Consider the following 17,670-nt stretch of genomic DNA (forward strand, 5'->3'; position numbering starts at 1 on the left):
GAAACTATGCTGCCAACTCAATCAACCCGATTAAACAAATACATTAGCGAGAGCGGGATCTGCTCACGTCGCGAGGCTGACCGTTACATTGAACAAGGTAACGTGTTTCTTAACGGCAAACGCGCCACCATCGGCGACCAGGTGGTGCCTGGCGATGTAGTTAAAGTGAATGGTCAGGTCATCGAACCGCGTGATGCTGAAGACCTGGTGTTTATCGCGTTGAACAAACCGGTTGGGATTGTCAGCACCACGGAAGACGGTGAGCGGGACAATATCGTTGATTTCGTGAACCACAGCAGCCGTATCTTCCCGATTGGCCGTCTGGATAAAGACTCACAGGGGCTGATTTTCCTCACCAACCACGGCGATCTGGTCAACAAGATCCTGCGTGCCGGTAACGACCACGAGAAAGAGTACATTGTGACGGTGAACAAGCCGGTCACGGACGAATTTATTCGCGGCATGGGCGCCGGCGTGCCGATCCTCGGCACCGTCACGAAAAAGTGTAAGGTGAAGAAAGAAGCGCCGTTCGCGTTCCGCATTACGCTGGTTCAGGGCCTGAACCGCCAGATCCGCCGTATGTGCGAGCACTTCGGTTATGAAGTGACGAAGCTGGAACGCACGCGCATCATGAACGTCAGCCTGTCAGGCATCCCGCTGGGCGAGTGGCGCGATTTAACGGATGACGAGCTGATTGAACTCTTCAAGCTTATCGAGAATTCCTCGTCCGAAGCGAAGCCGAAGGCCAAAGCAAAACCGAAAACCCAGGCGATTAAGCGCCCGGTGGTGAAGGCGCCGCAGGCGGAAGATAAGGGGCGAGGCAAGCCGGGTAATGGAAAACGCTTTACCCAGCCGGGACGCAAAAAGAAAGGGCGCTGATTAGCGCCTTCCACGTGTAGACGTTGTGGCCGACCAGGAAAATGTCGCCTCTGCATCGGGTTTATAAGCCTGCTCTTTTTTCAGCTTGCGGGCTTTTTTCGCCGCGGCGTCACGCTGCGCCATCAGCTTATCGATGTACTCTTTTTTCACCTGATTGGTTTCGGCGTTCGTCAGCGTGCGGCCATGTGCGATACGGGCGCGGTCGAGAAGCGTTTTCAGTTCGCGCTGCTCGGCTTCCGTCATGTCTTTCTGGGTCAAACGTGGTGTAGCCATTGCTGAAGCCTCCTGATAGAGAGGCTTCAGTGTAAAGCAAGCCGCGCAAATTAACCCTGCTTCACCGCATCTTTTTTCGTTTGTTCATCAATCGGTTTGCCGGACCAGTATCCCGCCAGTAGCGAGCCGGAGAGGTTATGCCAGACGGAGAACAGCGCGCCAGGCAGGGCCGCCAGCGGGGAGAAGTAGATTTTACCGAGCGCCGCCGCCAGGCCGGAGTTCTGCATGCCTACCTCGATTGCCAGCGTGCGGCAGGTAGATTCGTCAAAACCGAACAGCTTCCCACCCCAGTAGCCGCCCAGCAGGCCAATCGTGTTATGCAGCACCACGGCGATGATCACCACAAAGCCCACGGAGGCAATGTGCGATGCGGAACCCGCCACCACGGCGCTGATGATCGCCAGAATGCAGACCATCGAAAACGCGGGCAGGTACGGCTCAACGGCCTTCACCACGCGCGGGAAAAGATGGTGAATGACCAGCCCCAGCGCAATCGGGATCACCACAATCTGCAGAATGCTGAGCAGCATGCCCATCACGTCCACCTGAATATGCGCGTCCACGTACAGGCGGGTTAACAGCGGTGTGGCAACGACGCCCACCAGCGTCGAAACGGACGAGATCGTGACGGAGAGCGCCACGTCGCCTTTCGCCAGGTAGATCATGACGTTGGACGCCGTGCCGCTGGCCACGCTGCCCACCAGCACCATCCCGGCCGAGAGATCGGGCGGCATCTTAAAGGCCATCGCCAGCAGCCACGCCGCAAGCGGCATCACCAGGTAGTGCAGGAAGATCCCTGCTGCGACGGGCGCAGGGCGAGACAGCACGCGTTTAAAGTCGTCAATTTTCAGATGCACGCCCATACCGAACATGATCAGCATCAGCAGCGTGGCGACCCACGGACCAATGCCCGTGAACGTGGCGGGGGTGTAATACGCGAGTACGGAGAGCAGCAGCGCCCATAACGGGAACAGCCGCGTAACGGCGGATAACATAGTGGATTCCTTGCAGTATTGTCGTGTTGTTTAGTTATGAAAAAGCCGGGTCTGTGCCCGGCTTATAGGTATTGTTTATCGTGCTAACGAATTTTATTCAAACAAATTCTGATGAAGTTTCTGCACGACCTGCTCGGCCTGATCGGCAGGCACCAGGAAGCAGAGGTTATAGCTGGATGCGCCGTAGCAGATCATGCGGATGCTGAACGGGTCGAGCACGCCGAACACCTCTTTACCCACGCCGCAGGCGCGCGACAGCTTGTTGCCGATGATGGCAACCAGCGCCAGGTCTTCTTCCACTTCCACGCGGCACAGCTCAGACAGCTCAATCAGCAGCGACTGCGTCAGCAGCGTGTCGCCGGTGGAGGTCGAGCCGGTGGTGTCCAGCGTTAGCGCAATGCTCACTTCAGAGGTGGTGATCAGATCGACTGAGATATTATGGCGCGCCAGAATGCCAAACACTTCCGCCAGGAAACCGCGGGAATGCAGCATATTGTGGCTGTGGAGCGTCACCAGCGTCTGACGACGGCGCAGGGCCAGGGCGCGGAACAGCGGTGGGTTTTCCGTTTTCTTGCAGACCAGCGTCCCGCCCGCTTTCGGATCTTTACTGGAACCCACGAAGACCGGAATATCGCTGCGCACTGCCGGCAGCAGCGTTGCCGGGTGCAGCACTTTCGCGCCGAAGGTGGCCATTTCCGCCGCTTCTTCAAAGGCGATCACATCAATACGTTTAGCCGCGGAAACGACGCGCGGGTCGGTGGTGTAAATGCCCGGAACGTCCGTCCAGATATCCACGCGCGTTGCATGCAGGGCTTCGCCCAGCAGCGCGGCGGTGTAGTCGCTGCCGCCGCGGCCAAGCGTGGTGGTGCGGCCTTTCGCTTCACTGCCGATAAAGCCCTGGGTGATCACGATACCGTCTGCCAGGCGTGGTGCCAGCTGCTGATTGGTCAGCTCCGCCAGCGCCTCAACGTCCGGCTCGGCACGACCAAAGCGATCGCTGGTACGCATCACTTTACGCACGTCAAACCACTGCGCCTGAACGTTACGCTCGCGCATGATTTCGACAAACAGCAGGGTGGACATCAGCTCGCCGTGGCTGACCAGTTCGTCGGTCAGGGCGGTGGAGGTGGCCAGAGAAGCCGCTTCTGCCAGAGTGGTAATATTTTCCAGCAGACGCTCCACTTCCTCGCGGATGACGTTCGGGTTCTGCAGACGCTCAAGAATGTCGAACTGAATTTTGCGCAGTGCATCCAGCTTCACGAAACGTTCTGTCGCTTCCAGTCCTTCAGACAGAGAAACCAGCAGGTTCGTCACGCCGGCGGATGCTGAGAGCACCACCAGGCGGGTATTCGGATCGGCCAGCACCACATCGGCGCTGCGGTTCATGGCATCGTAATCAGCCACACTGGTGCCGCCAAATTTGGCGACCACAAAACTCGTCATAACAACCTCGTGTCAGGGAATGAATAAGCGACCTTGGCACAAGAGTGAAACGAAAACAGGTGCAGGCGCAAAATACGGCCCTATAAATAAAATGCGGGGGAGGTCCTGTCAATGCTGGGATTATGCGGATTTTTTATGGGGGGGTACCCCTGAGAAACAGGACTTATAACAGCGCCAGATTTTATGCTCCGTTTTAGGGCTTTTTGACCGACATTTCGCCGCCCCAGGAGGCTCCGTCAGCAGCTATACTTTTCGGGTCTTTTCACCTGTGTTTGATGCAGGCCAGGGCAATGGCATAAAAACCATCACAATTTTTATTTGCAGGCGCTACAATCGACCGCAGTCACAATTCTCAAATCAGAAGAGTATTGCTAATGAAAAACATCAACCCAACGCAGACCGCTGCCTGGCAGGCACTCCAGAAACATTTTGATGAAATGAAAGACGTCACCATCGCGGATCTGTTCGCGAAGGATGCCGATCGTTTCAACAAGTTCTCCGCGACCTTCGACGACCTGATGCTGGTGGATTTCTCTAAAAACCGCATTACCGAAGAGACGCTGGCAAAGCTGCAGGATCTGGCGAAAGAAACCGAGCTGGCGGATGCCATCAAATCCATGTTCTCCGGCGAGAAGATCAACCGCACCGAAGACCGTGCAGTGCTGCACGTGGCCCTGCGTAACCGTAGCAATACCCCAATCATCGTTGACGGCAAAGACGTCATGCCGGAAGTGAACGCGGTGCTGGAAAAGATGAAAGCCTTCTCCGAAGCGATCATCTCCGGTAGCTGGAAAGGCTACACCGGCAAAGCGATCACCGACGTGGTGAACATCGGTATCGGCGGTTCTGACCTCGGCCCGTTCATGGTGACCGAAGCGCTGCGCCCGTATAAAAACCACCTCAATATGCACTTTGTGTCTAACGTCGATGGCACCCACATCGCCGAAGTGCTGAAGAACGTGAACCCGGAAACCACCCTGTTCCTGGTTGCGTCCAAAACCTTCACCACTCAGGAAACCATGACCAACGCCCACAGCGCGCGCGACTGGTTCCTGAAAACCGCGGGCGACAACAAGCACGTGGCGAAACACTTCGCGGCGCTGTCTACCAACGGTAAAGCGGTCAGCGAGTTCGGCATTGATACCGCGAATATGTTCGAGTTCTGGGACTGGGTCGGCGGCCGCTACTCCCTGTGGTCTGCGATCGGTCTGTCCATCATCCTGTCCGTGGGCTTCGACAACTTCGTTGAGCTGCTCTCCGGCGCGCACGCGATGGATAAACACTTCTCCACTACCGCACCAGAGAAAAACCTGCCGGTGCTGCTGGCGCTGATCGGTATCTGGTACAACAACTTCTTCGGCGCTGTAACCGAAGCGATCCTGCCGTATGACCAGTACATGCACCGCTTCGCAGCCTACTTCCAGCAGGGCAACATGGAATCCAACGGTAAATACGTTGACCGTAACGGCAACGCGGTGGATTACCAGACTGGCCCAATCATCTGGGGCGAGCCGGGCACCAACGGCCAGCATGCCTTCTACCAGCTGATCCACCAGGGCACCAAAATGGTACCGTGCGATTTCATCGCCCCGGCTATCACCCATAACCCGCTGTCCGACCACCATCCGAAGCTGCTGTCGAACTTCTTTGCGCAGACCGAAGCGCTGGCGTTCGGTAAATCTCGCGAAGTGGTTGAACAGGAATACCGTGACCAGGGTAAAGATCCGGCAACCCTGGACCACGTTGTGCCGTTCAAAGTGTTCGAAGGCAACCGCCCAACCAACTCCATCCTGCTGCGCGAAATCACGCCGTTCAGCCTGGGCGCGCTGATTGCCCTGTACGAGCACAAGATCTTCACGCAGGGCGCCATCCTGAACATCTTCACCTTTGACCAGTGGGGCGTTGAGCTGGGCAAACAGCTGGCAAACCGTATTCTGCCAGAGCTGGGTGACGATAAAGCGATTGCCAGCCATGACAGCTCGACAAATGGTTTGATCAACCGTTATAAAGCATGGCGCGCGTAATTAAAACGTCATGAAAACGTGCCGGCTTAATGCCGGCATTTTTTTATCGGATAATTCCTGATGTCTGTTAGTTAACTCAAATTCTGAATCTGAGTTTAATCCGAAAAAGACGCTTAACCCGTTAATTGCTGCGGTTTATTTTAAGAAAATACGCAGTAATCCATTAATATCTTTATATTATAAATTGTTGATTTTTATAATTTATGTATTAATGCTATTTGTCTTTCATTTCCATTTTAACCATTAGTCCGAAAACCCCCTCCCTATTTCCCCTTACGGCAAACCCACGGCACTAGTTGTGTATACTCGATTCCGCCTGAAATTCTTTTCGGGCAAATCTCCATTCATTCATTGAAGGGAAATTGTTATGAAGAAAGTACTGTATGGCATTTTTGCCATATCTGCGCTTGCGGCGACATCTGTCTATGCAGCTCCGGTTCAGGTCGGGGAAGCGGCAGGTTCGGCTGCGACGTCTGCGTCTGCGGGAAGTTCTACCGCAGCCAGCGCCAGCACCGTAAGTTCAGCCGTGGGTGTCGCGCTGGCGGCAACCGGTGGCGGTGATGGCTCCAATACCGGAACCACGACCACCACGACAACCAGCACCCAGTAATAGCGGGTGTTTTAATCATAACCACACTTCGGTGTGGTTATTTCGCCCCTTCGGAGAAGAGTCGTGAAGCGACCTGCAATCATTCTGATTTGCCTGCTGCTGCAGGCGTGCTCGGCCACCACCAAAGGGCTGGGAAACTCACTGTGGGAAAGCATGTTCGGCACGCCGGGCGTGCATCTGACCGATGACGAACTTCAAAACATGCCCTATGCCAGTCAGTACATGCAGCTAAACGATGGCCCGCAGCTGTTTGTGGTGCTCGCTTTCGATGAAAACGGGCAGCAGAAATGGGTGACGCAGGATCAGGCCACCATCGTGACGCAGCATGGCCGTATCGTGAAAACCCTGTTGGGCGGCGATAACCTGCTGGAGGTGAATAATATCGCCGACGACCCGCTAATCAAGCCGAACCAGATCGCCGACGGCGCAAGCTGGACGCGCACGATGGGCTGGACCGAACATAAGCAGGTGCGTTACGCCACGGCACGCTCGACCTTCCGCTGGGACGGCACGGACAGCGTGAAAGTCGGCAGCGACGAAACCCGTGTCCGCGTGCTGGATGAAGAAGTCACCACCGACCAGGCCACCTGGCACAACCGCTTCTGGATCGACGAGGAAGGGCAGATCCGCCAGTCCCTGCAGTATCTCGGTGCCGGATTCTTCCCGGTGAAAACCACCCTGATCAAGGTGGCGAAATCATGAAAACGCTCATCCACGTTGCGCTTCTCGCCAGCCTCGCCGCGCCGCTGGCATGGTCCGCAGGGACTGTGAAGGTCTACACGCCGGACAGTGAAAAACCCAAAACCTTAACCCACGCTGAGCATCTGCTCGATCTCGTCGGGCAGCCAAGGCTCGCCAACAGCTGGTGGCCGGGGGCAGTGATCGCTGAACGTCAGAAGACCGCTGAAGCGGAACAACAGCACAAGGCGCTCCTTGCCAGGCTGACGGGGTTAGCGGAACAGGAAGATGGCGACGACGCGGCGGCGATTAACAGCGTTCGCCAGCAGCTGCAGGCGCTGAAGGTGACGGGCCGTCAGAACGTGAACCTTGATCCCGACGAAGTGCGCGTTACGGAAAAGGGTAATCCCACGCTTGAAGGGGAGTATACGCTCTGGCTGCCGGAGAAGCCGACGACGGTGACCGTAATGGGGCTAATCAGCAGCCCGGGTAAAAAGCCCTTTACGCCCGGTCGTGACGTGGCGAGCTACCTCGACGAGCAGAGCCTGCTGAGCGGTGCCGATAACAGCTACGCCTGGGTGGTTTACCCTGACGGGCACACGCAGAAAGCCCCCGTCGCTTACTGGAATAAACGGCATATCGAACCTATGCCAGGCAGCATCATTTTTGTCGGTTTTGCCGACCATTTCTGGACGAAGGCGTATGACGGGCTTAACGCCGATATCCTTCACTCCCTGATTCAGCGGATACCGGAATAATGAAAAAAACCTATCTCTACAGCATGCTGGCGCTCTGCGTGAGTGCCGCCTGCCATGCAGAAACGTATCCGGCACCCATTGGCCCGTCTCAGTCAGACTTCGGCGGCGTCGGTTTACTGCAAACGCCCACCGCGCGTATGGCGCGCGAAGGGGAAATTAGCCTTAACTACCGTGATAACGACCAGTATCGCTACTACTCCGCCTCGGTACAGCTGTTCCCGTGGCTTGAAACCACGCTGCGCTATACCGACGTGCGTACGAAACAGTACAGCAGCGTAGAGGCGTTCTCCGGCGATCAGACCTACAAAGATAAAGCCTTCGACGTCAAGCTGCGCCTGTGGGAAGAGAGCTACTGGATGCCGCAGGTGTCCGTGGGCGCCAAAGATATCGGTGGTACCGGTCTGTTTGATGCGGAATACATCGTGGCCAGCAAAGCCTGGGGACCGTTCGACTTCTCGCTCGGCCTGGGATGGGGCTATCTCGGCACCAGCGGTAACGTGAAAAACCCGTTTTGCTCCTACAGCGACAAATACTGCTATCGCGATAACAGCTATAAGAAAGCGGGCTCCATTAACGGAGACCAGATGTTCCACGGTCCGGCGTCGCTGTTTGGCGGCGTAGAGTATCAAACGCCCTGGCAGCCATTACGCCTGAAGCTGGAGTATGAAGGGAATGACTACTCGCAGGACTTCGCCGGGAAGATTGAGCAGAAGAGCAAGTTTAACGTCGGCGCCATTTATCGCGTCACCGACTGGGCCGACGTTAACCTCAGCTACGAGCGCGGCAATACGGTGATGTTTGGCTTCACGCTGCGCACCAACTTTAACGACATGCGGCCGCACTACAATGATAACGCGCGCCCTGCTTACCAGCCGGAGCCGCAGGATGCGATTCTGCAGCACTCCGTGGTGGCAAACCAGCTGACGCTGCTGAAATACAATGCCGGCCTGGCGGATCCGAAGATTCAGACCAAGGGCGACACGCTTTACGTCACCGGCGAGCAGGTAAAATACCGCGACTCACGGGAAGGGATCGAACGCGCCAACCGGATCGTGATGAACGATCTGCCGGAGGGGATCCGAACGATCCGCGTGACGGAAAACCGCCTCAACCTGCCGCAGGTCACAACCGAAACGGACGTTGCCAGCCTCAAGCGCCATCTGGAAGGCGAGCCGCTCGGGCATGAGACCGAGCTGGTGCAAAAACGCGTAGAGCCGATCGTGCCGGAAACCACCGAGCAGGGCTGGTATATCGACAAATCGCGCTTCGATTTCCATATCGATCCGGTGCTGAACCAGTCCGTCGGCGGGCCGGAAAACTTCTACATGTATCAGCTGGGCGTCATGGCGACGGCGGATCTGTGGCTCACCGACCACCTGCTGACCACCGGCAGCCTGTTCGGCAACATCGCCAACAACTACGACAAATTCAACTACACCAACCCGCCAAAAGACTCGACGCTGCCGCGCGTGCGTACCCGCGTGCGTGAGTATGTGCAGAACGATGCTTACGTGAACAACCTGCAGGCCAACTACTTCCAGTACTTCGGCAACGGCTTCTACGGCCAGGTGTACGGCGGGTATCTGGAAACCATGTACGGCGGCGCGGGGGCGGAAGTGCTTTATCGTCCTGTCGACAGCAACTGGGCGTTCGGGGTGGATGCCAACTACGTCAAGCAGCGTGACTGGCGCAGCGCGCAGGACATGATGAAGTTCACCGACTACAGCGTCAAAACGGGCCATCTGACCGCCTACTGGACGCCGTCGTTCGCACCTGACGTGCTGGTGAAAGCCAGCGTCGGTCAGTACCTGGCGGGCGATAAGGGCGGCACGCTCGATATCTCTAAACACTTCGACAGCGGCGTCGTGGTGGGCGGCTACGCCACCATCACCAACGTCTCGCCGGACGAATACGGGGAAGGGGACTTCACTAAAGGGGTCTACGTGTCGATTCCGCTGGATCTGTTCTCGTCAGGCCCAACCCGCAGCCGCGCGGCGATTGGCTGGACGCCGCTGACGCGTGACGGGGGTCAGCAGCTTGGACGTAAGTTCCAGCTGTATGATATGACGAGCGATAAGAACATTAACTTCCGCTGATGCTTCACGCCGGGCGGCACCGCGTTTGCCCGGCCTGCTATTTTGTAGGCCCGGTAAGCGCAGCGCCACCGGGCGAATCACAAGCGGCGTAGTAGCCTCGCCGGGTTCCCGGCATAGACACCTTTCTCGACGATCGATTTTGTTACCACGCTCCCTGCACCAATCACCGCACCGTCGCAGATGGATACCGCCAGAATGGTCGCTCCACTGCCTATCGAAACATCATTCCCCACGGTAATATGGCCCCAGCTCTCACGGTCGGCGTTTGGTTTCCCCTCCCGAAACATATCGTTGGCAAACATCACGCCATGGCCAACAAAGCAACGCTGACCAATAGTGACATACTCGCAGATGAAGGTGTGCGACTGGATTTTGCAGTCGTCACCGATGCGCGTATTGCCCTGGATTTCAACAAACGGGCCGACGAATACGCCGTTGCCCAGCACACAGTCGTAAAGGTTAGCAGGTTCATATACGATCACATTGTCGCCACAGGTCACGTTGCGAACCCCGGTTTGTTTACGCTCCATCGGTTTTCTTCCTACATAAAACATAATTAAAAAATATAGATCCCCGTCACATTTTTGCGTTATACAGGAACCTCGCCCTGGAGAATGAGGTGCTGTATGACATCCCTGACTCGCCCGCGCGTTGAGTTTATCTCAACTATCCTCCAGACCGTGCTGAACCTCGGTCTGTTGAGCCTTGGCCTGATACTGGTCGTCTTTTTGGGTAAAGAGACGGTGCATCTTGCGGATGTACTGTTCGCCCCTGAACAAACCAGCAAATATGCGCTGGTGGAAGGACTGGTGGTCTACTTTCTCTACTTTGAATTTATCGCCCTGATTGTGAAGTATTTTCAGTCCGGCTTTCACTTCCCACTACGTTATTTTGTCTACATTGGGATCACCGCCATTGTGCGGCTGATCATCGTCGATCATAAATCCCCGCTCGACGTGCTGATCTACTCGGCGGCGATCCTGCTGCTGGTGATCACCCTCTGGCTGTGCAACTCGAAGCGGCTGAAACGCGAATAAAAAAATGGCGCTCCGAAGAGCGCCTAACAACAGTCACAAGTTTACTCTTCATATTTTACGCTGCTGATGCGTTGGCTGCGTTCGCTCACCCCAGTCACTTACTTTAGTAAGCTCCTGGGGATTCACTCACTTGCCGCCTTCCAGCACCGCAAAATATTTTGAGTATTGGGTCAATACAATACGTCTAAAGTTGAGGGTTGCAGTGGCATAACAAAATGAAACTTAACCTTTCACACCGCCCGCCGTCAGGCCGTTCACCAGCCAGCGCTGCGCCAGCAGGAACACCACGGTAATCGGGATGGCGGAAAGTACGGCCGCCGCGGCAAAGTCGCCCCACAGGTAGTTTTGCGGGTTGAGGTATTGCTGCATACCTACGGCCAGGGTGTAGCTGTTCACATCACGCAGTAACAGTGAGGCAACCGGTACTTCGGTGATCGCAGCGATAAACGACAGGATAAACACTACCGCCAGAATCGGCACCGACAGCGGCAGCAGCACCAGGCGGAACGCCTGCCACGGGGTTGCGCCATCCAGCGCGGCCGCTTCTTCCAGCGAACCGTCGATAGTTTCGAAATAGCCTTTAATGGTCCATACATGCAGTGCGATACCGCCAAGATAGGCGAAGATCACGCCGCCGTGGGTGTTCAGGCCGATAAAGGGTACGTACTGGCCCAGACGGTCAAACAGGGCATACAACGCCACCAGCGACAGCACGGCCGGGAACATCTGGAAAATCAGCATCCCTTTCAGCAGCGTCGCTTTCCCCGGGAAACGCATGCGGGCGAAGGCGTAGGCGCAGGTGGTGGAAAGTGCCACGATACCAATGGCGGTAATGCCTGCGATTTTCACCGAGTTCCACAGCCACAGCAGCACCGGGAACGGCGGCGGCGTGACGCGGCCATCCGCGTGTTCCACGCTGAAGCCCAGCGCGAGCTTCCAGTGCTCCCAGGAGATTTCGTCCGGGATCAGGCTCCCCGTCGCGAAGTTACCTGAACGCAGGGAGATGGCGATAACCATCAGCAGCGGGAACATGATCGCCGCGATGAAAATCAGCAGGCCTAAGTGCGTCGCCAGGAGGCGCAACTTCTGAGATTTGGGTTGTACCATAGCCATGATTGATGCCTTCCTTAATCAAATTTCATACGTGTGGCTTTCAGGTTCACAATCGCCAGAGCGCCTACCAGCAGGAAGATCAGGGTGGCAATCGCTGCCGCCAGACCGAAGTCCTGGCCGCCGCCGCCTTCGAAGGCGATACGGTAGGTGTAGCTCACGAGCAGGTCGGTATAGCCTGCTGGCGTCGTGGTGCCAAGGCGGTCCGGGCCGCCGTTGGTCAACAGCTGAATCAGCACGAAGTTGTTAAAGTTAAAGGCGAAGCTGGCAATCATCAGCGGCGTCAGCGGCTTAATGAGCAGCGGCAGCGTAATTTTAAAGAAGTTCTGGAACGGGCCCGCGCCGTCCATCGCTGAGGCTTCGTACAGATCGTCCGGGATAGCCTTCAGCAGGCCCATGCACAGGATCATCATGTACGGATAACCGAGCCAGGTGTTCACGATGATAATCATCGAGCGAGCGGTGGTCGGGTCGCTGAACCAGGCTGGTTTGATGCCGAACAGGGCGCTCAGCATCATGTTGATTTCACCGAAGCTCTGGTTAAACAGCCCTTTGAAAATCAGAATCGAGATAAACGACGGTACGGCATACGGCAGGATCAGCAGCACGCGGTAAACCGCTTTGCCTTTCAGGGATTCCCACTGGACCAGGCAGGCCAGCACCATGCCCACGGCCACGGTCAGGATCACCGTCAACACCGAGAAGACCACCGTCCAGACGAAGATGGCGAAGAACGGCTTCTGAATGCCTTCGTCGGTAAACACACGGGTAAAGTTGTCCCAGCCGATGGTGACGGTATAGCCAGGGCTGAGCTTGTCATCACCCCATTTGCCGTCGGCAGTAATGGACTGATAGAAACCAATGTCGTTATTCGGACGGTACTTCACGCCGCTCTGGTTGTTGGTCAGCGTGCCGTCGTCCGCCAGGGTATACAGCGGCTGCGTGCCGGAGAACTGACGCAGCGAGCTCATGGTCACCTTGCTTTCGTCTGGCAGCACGGCGGTGAGCTGGGTCAGCGCCTGGCGGTTCTGGGTAATGACGCGCAGGTTGGCACGTTCACCTTCCGGCAGAGCCTGTGCCTCTTTTAAGGCCAGCTTCTGCTCGCCGCCAAATTTGAAGGCGTCAGAGACGAAGTATTTCCCGCTTGCTTCGTCAGTAAGCGCTAACTTCCACTCGTTCCCGGCAGGATAGAGGCCGAAGTTAAAGGTCTTGCCTGCCTGATATGAGCGATCCAGCAGGACCTGCTGCGCGCGTTCCTGCGCAAGCTGGTTGGTGCTGCTGTAGTTGGTGAACGCAATGGCGATGGTACAAATCAGCGGGAACAGGACAAACAGCCCCATCCCGGCCACGCCCGGGTAGACATAGCGCCAGGCATAGGCTTTACGATTAGCGAAAATATACAGGCCAGCAGAGCTTAAAATCAGCGTCATGATGGCGAACAGATATTCCCCTTGTACGTACATTAAAACAACAAGGTAACCCACCAGCAGGCACAGCAGACCGATCGCTGACCACTTCAGCGCGTCGCTTTGCCACCAGCGTTTCTTTTTAATGACATCCATGGGGTTTTTCCTCTACAACGTTTGATCTTTTCTCCCTCTCCTGGGGGAGAGGGCCGGGGTGAGGGCGTGCGGATAGCGCCAACCCTCACCCTAACCCTCTCCCAAAGGGAGAGGGGACTACGTCATTACTTAGTAATACGACCCTGAGCATCTTTCAGCGCGGCATCGACAGTCTGACGACCGCTTGCAGCGTTGATGACCGCGGTACGCGTGGCGTACCAGAACGCGGCCATCTGTGGGATGTTCGGCATGATTTCGCCTTTCTGGGCGTTATCCATAGTGGCCGCGATACGTGGGTCTTTCGCCAGCTGATCCTGGAAGGATTTCAGCGCGACGGCGCCCAGCGGTTTGTCCTTGTTCACTTCATCCAGACCCTGATCGGTCAGCAGGTAGTTTTCCAGAAACTCTTTCGCCAGCTCTTTGTTCGGGCTGGCGGCGTTGATGCCTGCGCTCAGCACGCCAACGAACGGTTTAGACGGCTTGCCTTTGAAGGTTGGCAGCAGCGCTACGCCGTAGTTGACTTTGCTCTTGTCGATGTTGGTCCAGGCCCACGGACCGTTGATGGTCATCGCGGTTTCGCCTTTGTTGAACGCCGCTTCCGCGATGGAGTAGTCGGTATCCGCGTTCATGTGTTTGTTCTTGATCAGATCCACCAGGAAGGTCAGACCCGCTTTCGCGCCAGCGTTGTCCACGCCCACGTCTTTCACGTCATATTTGCCGTTTTCAAACTTGAACGCGTAACCGCCGTCGGCAGCAATGAGCGGCCAGGTGAAGTACGGCTCTTGCAGGTTGAACATCAGGGCGGATTTACCTTTCGCCTTCAGCTCTTTATCCAGTTTCGGGATCTCTTCCCAGGTTTTCGGTGGGTTTGGTACCAGGTCTTTGTTGTAAATCAGAGACAGGGCTTCAACCGCGATAGGGTAAGCGATCAGCTTGCCGTTATAGCGAACGGCATCCCAGGTGAACGGGAACAGCTTGTCCTGGAAGGCTTTATCTGGCGTCACTTCTGCCAGCAGGCCAGACTGCGCGTAACCCCCGAAACGGTCATGCGCCCAGAAGATGATGTCCGGGCCGTCGCCGGTTGCTGCAACCTGCGGGAACTTCTCTTCCAGCTTGTCCGGGTGTTCTACGGTAACTTTGATGCCGGTATCTTTTTCGAATTTTTTGCCCACTTCGGCCAGGCCGTTATAGCCCTTGTCGCCGTTAATCCAGATAACCAGCTTGCCTTCTTCAATTTTGGCGAGCGCTGGGGCGGAAACCATCATTGCTGCAAGGGCGGACAATGCGAAAACGCGTGCGCCAGTCTTGATATTCATATCTGCCATCCTTTTTGGTGATGTGCTCGTGGATACATAAGGTGGTTCAACGTGACTCAGTCTCCTTATTTGACATCCTCTTTCCATCCTCCCAACCCCTACGCCCCACCCCCCGTTTGTGTGATCTCCGTTGCATAAATTTAAGTTATGAGTGCTGGCGCACATAAAAAACCACCGAATTTTGCAGGCGGCTTCACGAATTTTGCCTCAGCCCGCCCGCGGCGGTCGCAGAGCCTGCTCCCTCATCCTCCCGCCTCCTCCCCCATAAAAAAGGCGGGGGGTGGAGGATTCGTGAAAGTAATGGATACCCCATAGTGAACTTATCTTGAATGTTTCTGTCGGTGACAGGTTGTAACGAAGGGAGAAGGGCATGGCGAGCGTACAGCTGCGTAATGTAACGAAAGCCTGGGGTGACGTTGTGGTGTCGAAAGACATCAATCTGGACATCAACGAAGGTGAATTCGTGGTGTTTGTTGGCCCATCAGGCTGTGGTAAATCTACTCTGCTGCGTATGATTGCCGGTCTTGAAACGATTACCAGCGGCGACCTGCTGATTGGTGATACCCGAATGAACGACATCCCGCCTGCCGAACGTGGCGTCGGTATGGTGTTCCAGTCTTATGCACTCTATCCACACCTTTCCGTTGCCGAAAATATGTCCTTTGGCCTGAAGCTGGCCGGCGCGAAGAAAGAGGTCATTAACCAGCGCGTGACGCAGGTGGCGGAAGTGTTACAGCTGGCCCACCTGCTGGAGCGTAAACCAAAAGCGCTTTCCGGTGGTCAGCGTCAGCGTGTGGCGATTGGCCGTACCCTGGTGGCCGAACCGCGCGTGTTCCTGCTTGATGAACCTCTCTCTAACCTGGATGCCGCCCTGCGCGTCCAGATGCGTATTGAAATCTCCCGTCTGCACAAGCGTCTTGGCCGAACGATGATTTACGTCACTCACGATCAGGTGGAAGCGATGACCCTCGCCGACAAAATCGTGGTGCTGGATGCCGGCCGCGTGGCGCAGGTGGGTAAACCGCTGGAACTGTACCACTACCCGGCTGACCGCTTTGTTGCGGGCTTTATTGGCTCGCCAAAGATGAATTTCCTGCCCGTCAAAGTGACCGCGACAGCCATTGAACAGGTACAGGTGGAGCTGCCAAACCGCCAGCAGGTCTGGCTGCCGGTCGACAGCGCCAACGTACAGGTCGGGGCAAACATGTCCCTCGGTATTCGTCCTGAGCACCTGCTGCCGAGCCACATCGCTGATGTGACCCTGGAAGGTGACGTTCAGGTCGTCGAACAGCTTGGTCACGAAACACAGATTCATATCCAGATCCCCGCCATCCGTCAGAACCTGGTCTACCGCCAGAACGACGTGGTGTTGGTAGAAGAGGGTGCCACATTCGCTATCGGCTTGCCGCCAGAGCGTTGCCATCTGTTCCGTGAGGATGGCACTGCATGTCGTCGGTTGCACAAAGAGCCAGGCGTTTAAGCAATCCCAAAAGAAGACACGAAACCGACAGGTCAAGTGTTCAAAGAAAAGCAATGATCTCAGGAGATAGAATGATGATTACTCTGCGCAAACAAGTCCCTCTGGCAATCGCCGTTGCGGCAGGCATCCTGTCTGCCCAGGCAGGCGCCGTGGACTTTAAAGGTTATGCTCGTTCCGGCATTGGCTGGACCGGGAGTGGCGGTGAACAACAATGTTTCCAGACCACCGGTGCGGATTCTAAATATCGTCTTGGTAACGAGTGTGAAACCTATGCGGAAGTTAAATTAGGCCAGGAAGTGTGGAAAGAAGCGGACAAGAGCTTCTATTTCGATTCCAACATCGCCTATAAAACTGCTCAGCTTAACGACTGGGAAGACAGTAACACGCCAGCAGTGCGTGAGTTTAACGTCGTAGGTAAAAACCTGATTGATTCACTGCCAGGGGCAAATATTTGGGCAGGTAAGCGTTTCTATCAACGTCATGACGTTCACATGATCGACTTCTACTACTGGGATATTTCTGGTCCTGGTGCAGGTCTGGAAAACGTTGATGTCGGTATAGGTAAACTCTCTCTCGCAGCAACTCGTTCTTCTGAATCCGGCGGCTCCTCGGCTTTTGGCGATCGCGATCCGAATACCGGTCTGCGTACCTATAACAACAAAGTGCCAAACGACGTGTTTGATGCGCGTTTAGCCGGTATGGAAATTAACCCGGGCGGTACTCTGGAACTGGGTGTTGACTACGGCCATACCAACATTCCTGACGATTACTACCTGCAGCCTGGTGCATCGAAAGATGGCTGGATGTTCACTGCAGAACACACCCAGAGCATGATGAAAGGCTTCAACAAGTTTGTGGTGCAGTACGCCACCGACTCCATGATTTCTCAGGGTAAAGGTCAGGCGCGTGGGGGTGCTGTTGATAATGACGGCAGCCTGATCCGTATCCTCGACCACGGTGCGATCACGCTGGCGGATAAATGGGACCTGATGTACGTCGGTATGTATCAGGATATCGATCGTGACAACAATCAAGGTACCACCTGGTACACCGTGGGCGTGCGTCCAATGTATAAATGGACGCCTATCATGAGCACCTTGCTGGAAGTGGGATATGACAACGTCAAATCTCAGCAAACCGGCGATCGTAACGACCAATACAAAATCACTCTGGCACAACAGTGGCAGGCGGGTGACAGCATCTGGTCCCGTCCAGCGATTCGCGTGTTTGCTACCTACGCCAAGTGGGATGAGAAATGGGGTTACGTGAAGACCGACTCTGAGGGTAACTTCTCTTCCACTGCTGCAAGCAACAGCACTGTAACTCCGTTCGGTACGACCAGCCGTGGTGACAGCGATGAGTGGACCTTCGGCGCTCAGATGGAAATCTGGTGGTAATTTTAGACGTTA

General features: G+C 55.8%; 16 protein-coding genes. 9 read left to right on the forward strand and 7 right to left on the reverse strand.

Annotated elements, in window-relative coordinates:
• Window positions 1–6: 6 nt before the first annotated feature.
• Window positions 7–879, forward strand: a complete 873-nt coding sequence (rluF, locus tag SPG90_RS19590) for a 23S rRNA pseudouridine(2604) synthase RluF (protein ID WP_023309993.1) — start codon at window positions 7–9, stop codon at window positions 877–879.
• On the opposite strand, the gene SPG90_RS19595 is transcribed toward rluF, so the two are convergent.
• From SPG90_RS19595 to lysC, 3 genes are all read right to left on the reverse strand, one after another.
• A complete protein-coding gene (locus SPG90_RS19595; RefSeq protein ID WP_023309994.1) occupies window positions 880–1,152 on the reverse strand; it encodes a DUF3811 domain-containing protein in 273 nt (90 codons plus the stop codon). It lies immediately after the preceding gene.
• A 50-nt stretch (window positions 1,153–1,202) separates the two neighbouring features.
• Window positions 1,203–2,147, reverse strand: coding sequence for a ketopantoate/pantoate/pantothenate transporter PanS (panS, locus tag SPG90_RS19600; protein WP_029740629.1), 945 nt, complete (start codon window positions 2,145–2,147; stop codon window positions 1,203–1,205).
• A gap of 93 nt (window positions 2,148–2,240) precedes the next feature.
• Entirely contained in the window at window positions 2,241–3,590 is a 1,350-nt protein-coding gene (gene lysC / locus SPG90_RS19605) for a lysine-sensitive aspartokinase 3 (protein WP_023309996.1), read from the reverse strand.
• Between the two features lie 374 nt (window positions 3,591–3,964).
• On the opposite strand from lysC, the gene pgi reads away from it, so the two are divergent.
• The 5 genes from pgi (at window position 3,965) to SPG90_RS19630 (ending at window position 9,756) form a co-directional block, all read left to right on the forward strand.
• A complete protein-coding gene (pgi, locus tag SPG90_RS19610) occupies window positions 3,965–5,614 on the forward strand; it encodes a glucose-6-phosphate isomerase (protein ID WP_322408284.1) in 1,650 nt (549 codons plus the stop codon).
• A gap of 367 nt (window positions 5,615–5,981) precedes the next feature.
• Window positions 5,982–6,224, forward strand: a complete 243-nt coding sequence (gene yjbE / locus SPG90_RS19615) for an exopolysaccharide production protein YjbE (protein ID WP_008503423.1) — start codon at window positions 5,982–5,984, stop codon at window positions 6,222–6,224.
• Between the two features lie 63 nt (window positions 6,225–6,287).
• Window positions 6,288–6,926, forward strand: a complete 639-nt coding sequence (locus tag SPG90_RS19620; protein ID WP_047174691.1) for a YjbF family lipoprotein — start codon at window positions 6,288–6,290, stop codon at window positions 6,924–6,926.
• Complete coding sequence (locus SPG90_RS19625; protein WP_023334129.1) at window positions 6,923–7,660, forward strand: capsule biosynthesis GfcC D2 domain-containing protein; 738 nt, start codon at window positions 6,923–6,925, stop codon at window positions 7,658–7,660. Before SPG90_RS19620 ends, SPG90_RS19625 begins: the two co-directional genes overlap by 4 nt.
• Complete coding sequence (locus SPG90_RS19630) at window positions 7,660–9,756, forward strand: YjbH domain-containing protein (RefSeq protein WP_047174690.1); 2,097 nt, start codon at window positions 7,660–7,662, stop codon at window positions 9,754–9,756. The genes SPG90_RS19625 and SPG90_RS19630 overlap by 1 nt, the downstream gene beginning before the upstream one ends.
• Window positions 9,757–9,833: 77 nt before the next feature.
• Here SPG90_RS19630 and SPG90_RS19635 read toward each other — a convergent pair whose 3' ends face one another.
• The gene (locus SPG90_RS19635; RefSeq protein WP_045355214.1) at window positions 9,834–10,286 is read right to left on the reverse strand and encodes an acyltransferase; all 453 of its coding nucleotides are present in this window, start codon (window positions 10,284–10,286) and stop codon (window positions 9,834–9,836) included.
• A gap of 96 nt (window positions 10,287–10,382) precedes the next feature.
• On the opposite strand from SPG90_RS19635, the gene psiE reads away from it, so the two are divergent.
• Window positions 10,383–10,793: a phosphate-starvation-inducible protein PsiE gene (gene psiE / locus SPG90_RS19640; RefSeq protein WP_000202963.1), complete on the forward strand. Its 411-nt coding sequence runs from the start codon at window positions 10,383–10,385 to the stop codon at window positions 10,791–10,793.
• Window positions 10,794–11,015: 222 nt separating this feature from the next.
• On the opposite strand, the gene malG is transcribed toward psiE, so the two are convergent.
• From malG to malE, 3 genes are all read right to left on the reverse strand, one after another.
• On the reverse strand, window positions 11,016–11,906 hold the full coding sequence (malG, locus tag SPG90_RS19645) for a maltose ABC transporter permease MalG (protein WP_023310002.1): 891 nt from the start codon (window positions 11,904–11,906) through the stop codon (window positions 11,016–11,018).
• Between the two features lie 14 nt (window positions 11,907–11,920).
• The gene (gene malF, locus SPG90_RS19650) at window positions 11,921–13,465 is read right to left on the reverse strand and encodes a maltose ABC transporter permease MalF (protein ID WP_045402554.1); all 1,545 of its coding nucleotides are present in this window, start codon (window positions 13,463–13,465) and stop codon (window positions 11,921–11,923) included.
• Window positions 13,466–13,590: 125 nt separating this feature from the next.
• On the reverse strand, window positions 13,591–14,781 hold the full coding sequence (gene malE, locus SPG90_RS19655) for a maltose/maltodextrin ABC transporter substrate-binding protein MalE (RefSeq protein ID WP_023310004.1): 1,191 nt from the start codon (window positions 14,779–14,781) through the stop codon (window positions 13,591–13,593).
• Window positions 14,782–15,151: 370 nt separating this feature from the next.
• On the opposite strand from malE, the gene malK reads away from it, so the two are divergent.
• Together malK and SPG90_RS19665 are read left to right on the forward strand one after the other, a co-directional pair.
• Window positions 15,152–16,261, forward strand: coding sequence for a maltose/maltodextrin ABC transporter ATP-binding protein MalK (malK, locus tag SPG90_RS19660; RefSeq protein WP_023310005.1), 1,110 nt, complete (start codon window positions 15,152–15,154; stop codon window positions 16,259–16,261).
• 71 nt (window positions 16,262–16,332) lie between these two features.
• On the forward strand, window positions 16,333–17,658 hold the full coding sequence (locus SPG90_RS19665) for a maltoporin (protein WP_045402550.1): 1,326 nt from the start codon (window positions 16,333–16,335) through the stop codon (window positions 17,656–17,658).
• Window positions 17,659–17,670 lie beyond the last annotated feature (12 nt).

Origin of the sequence: Enterobacter sp. D2 (assembly GCF_034427575.1) — a bacterium.
GTDB classification, from domain to species: domain Bacteria; phylum Pseudomonadota; class Gammaproteobacteria; order Enterobacterales; family Enterobacteriaceae; genus Enterobacter; species Enterobacter cloacae_M.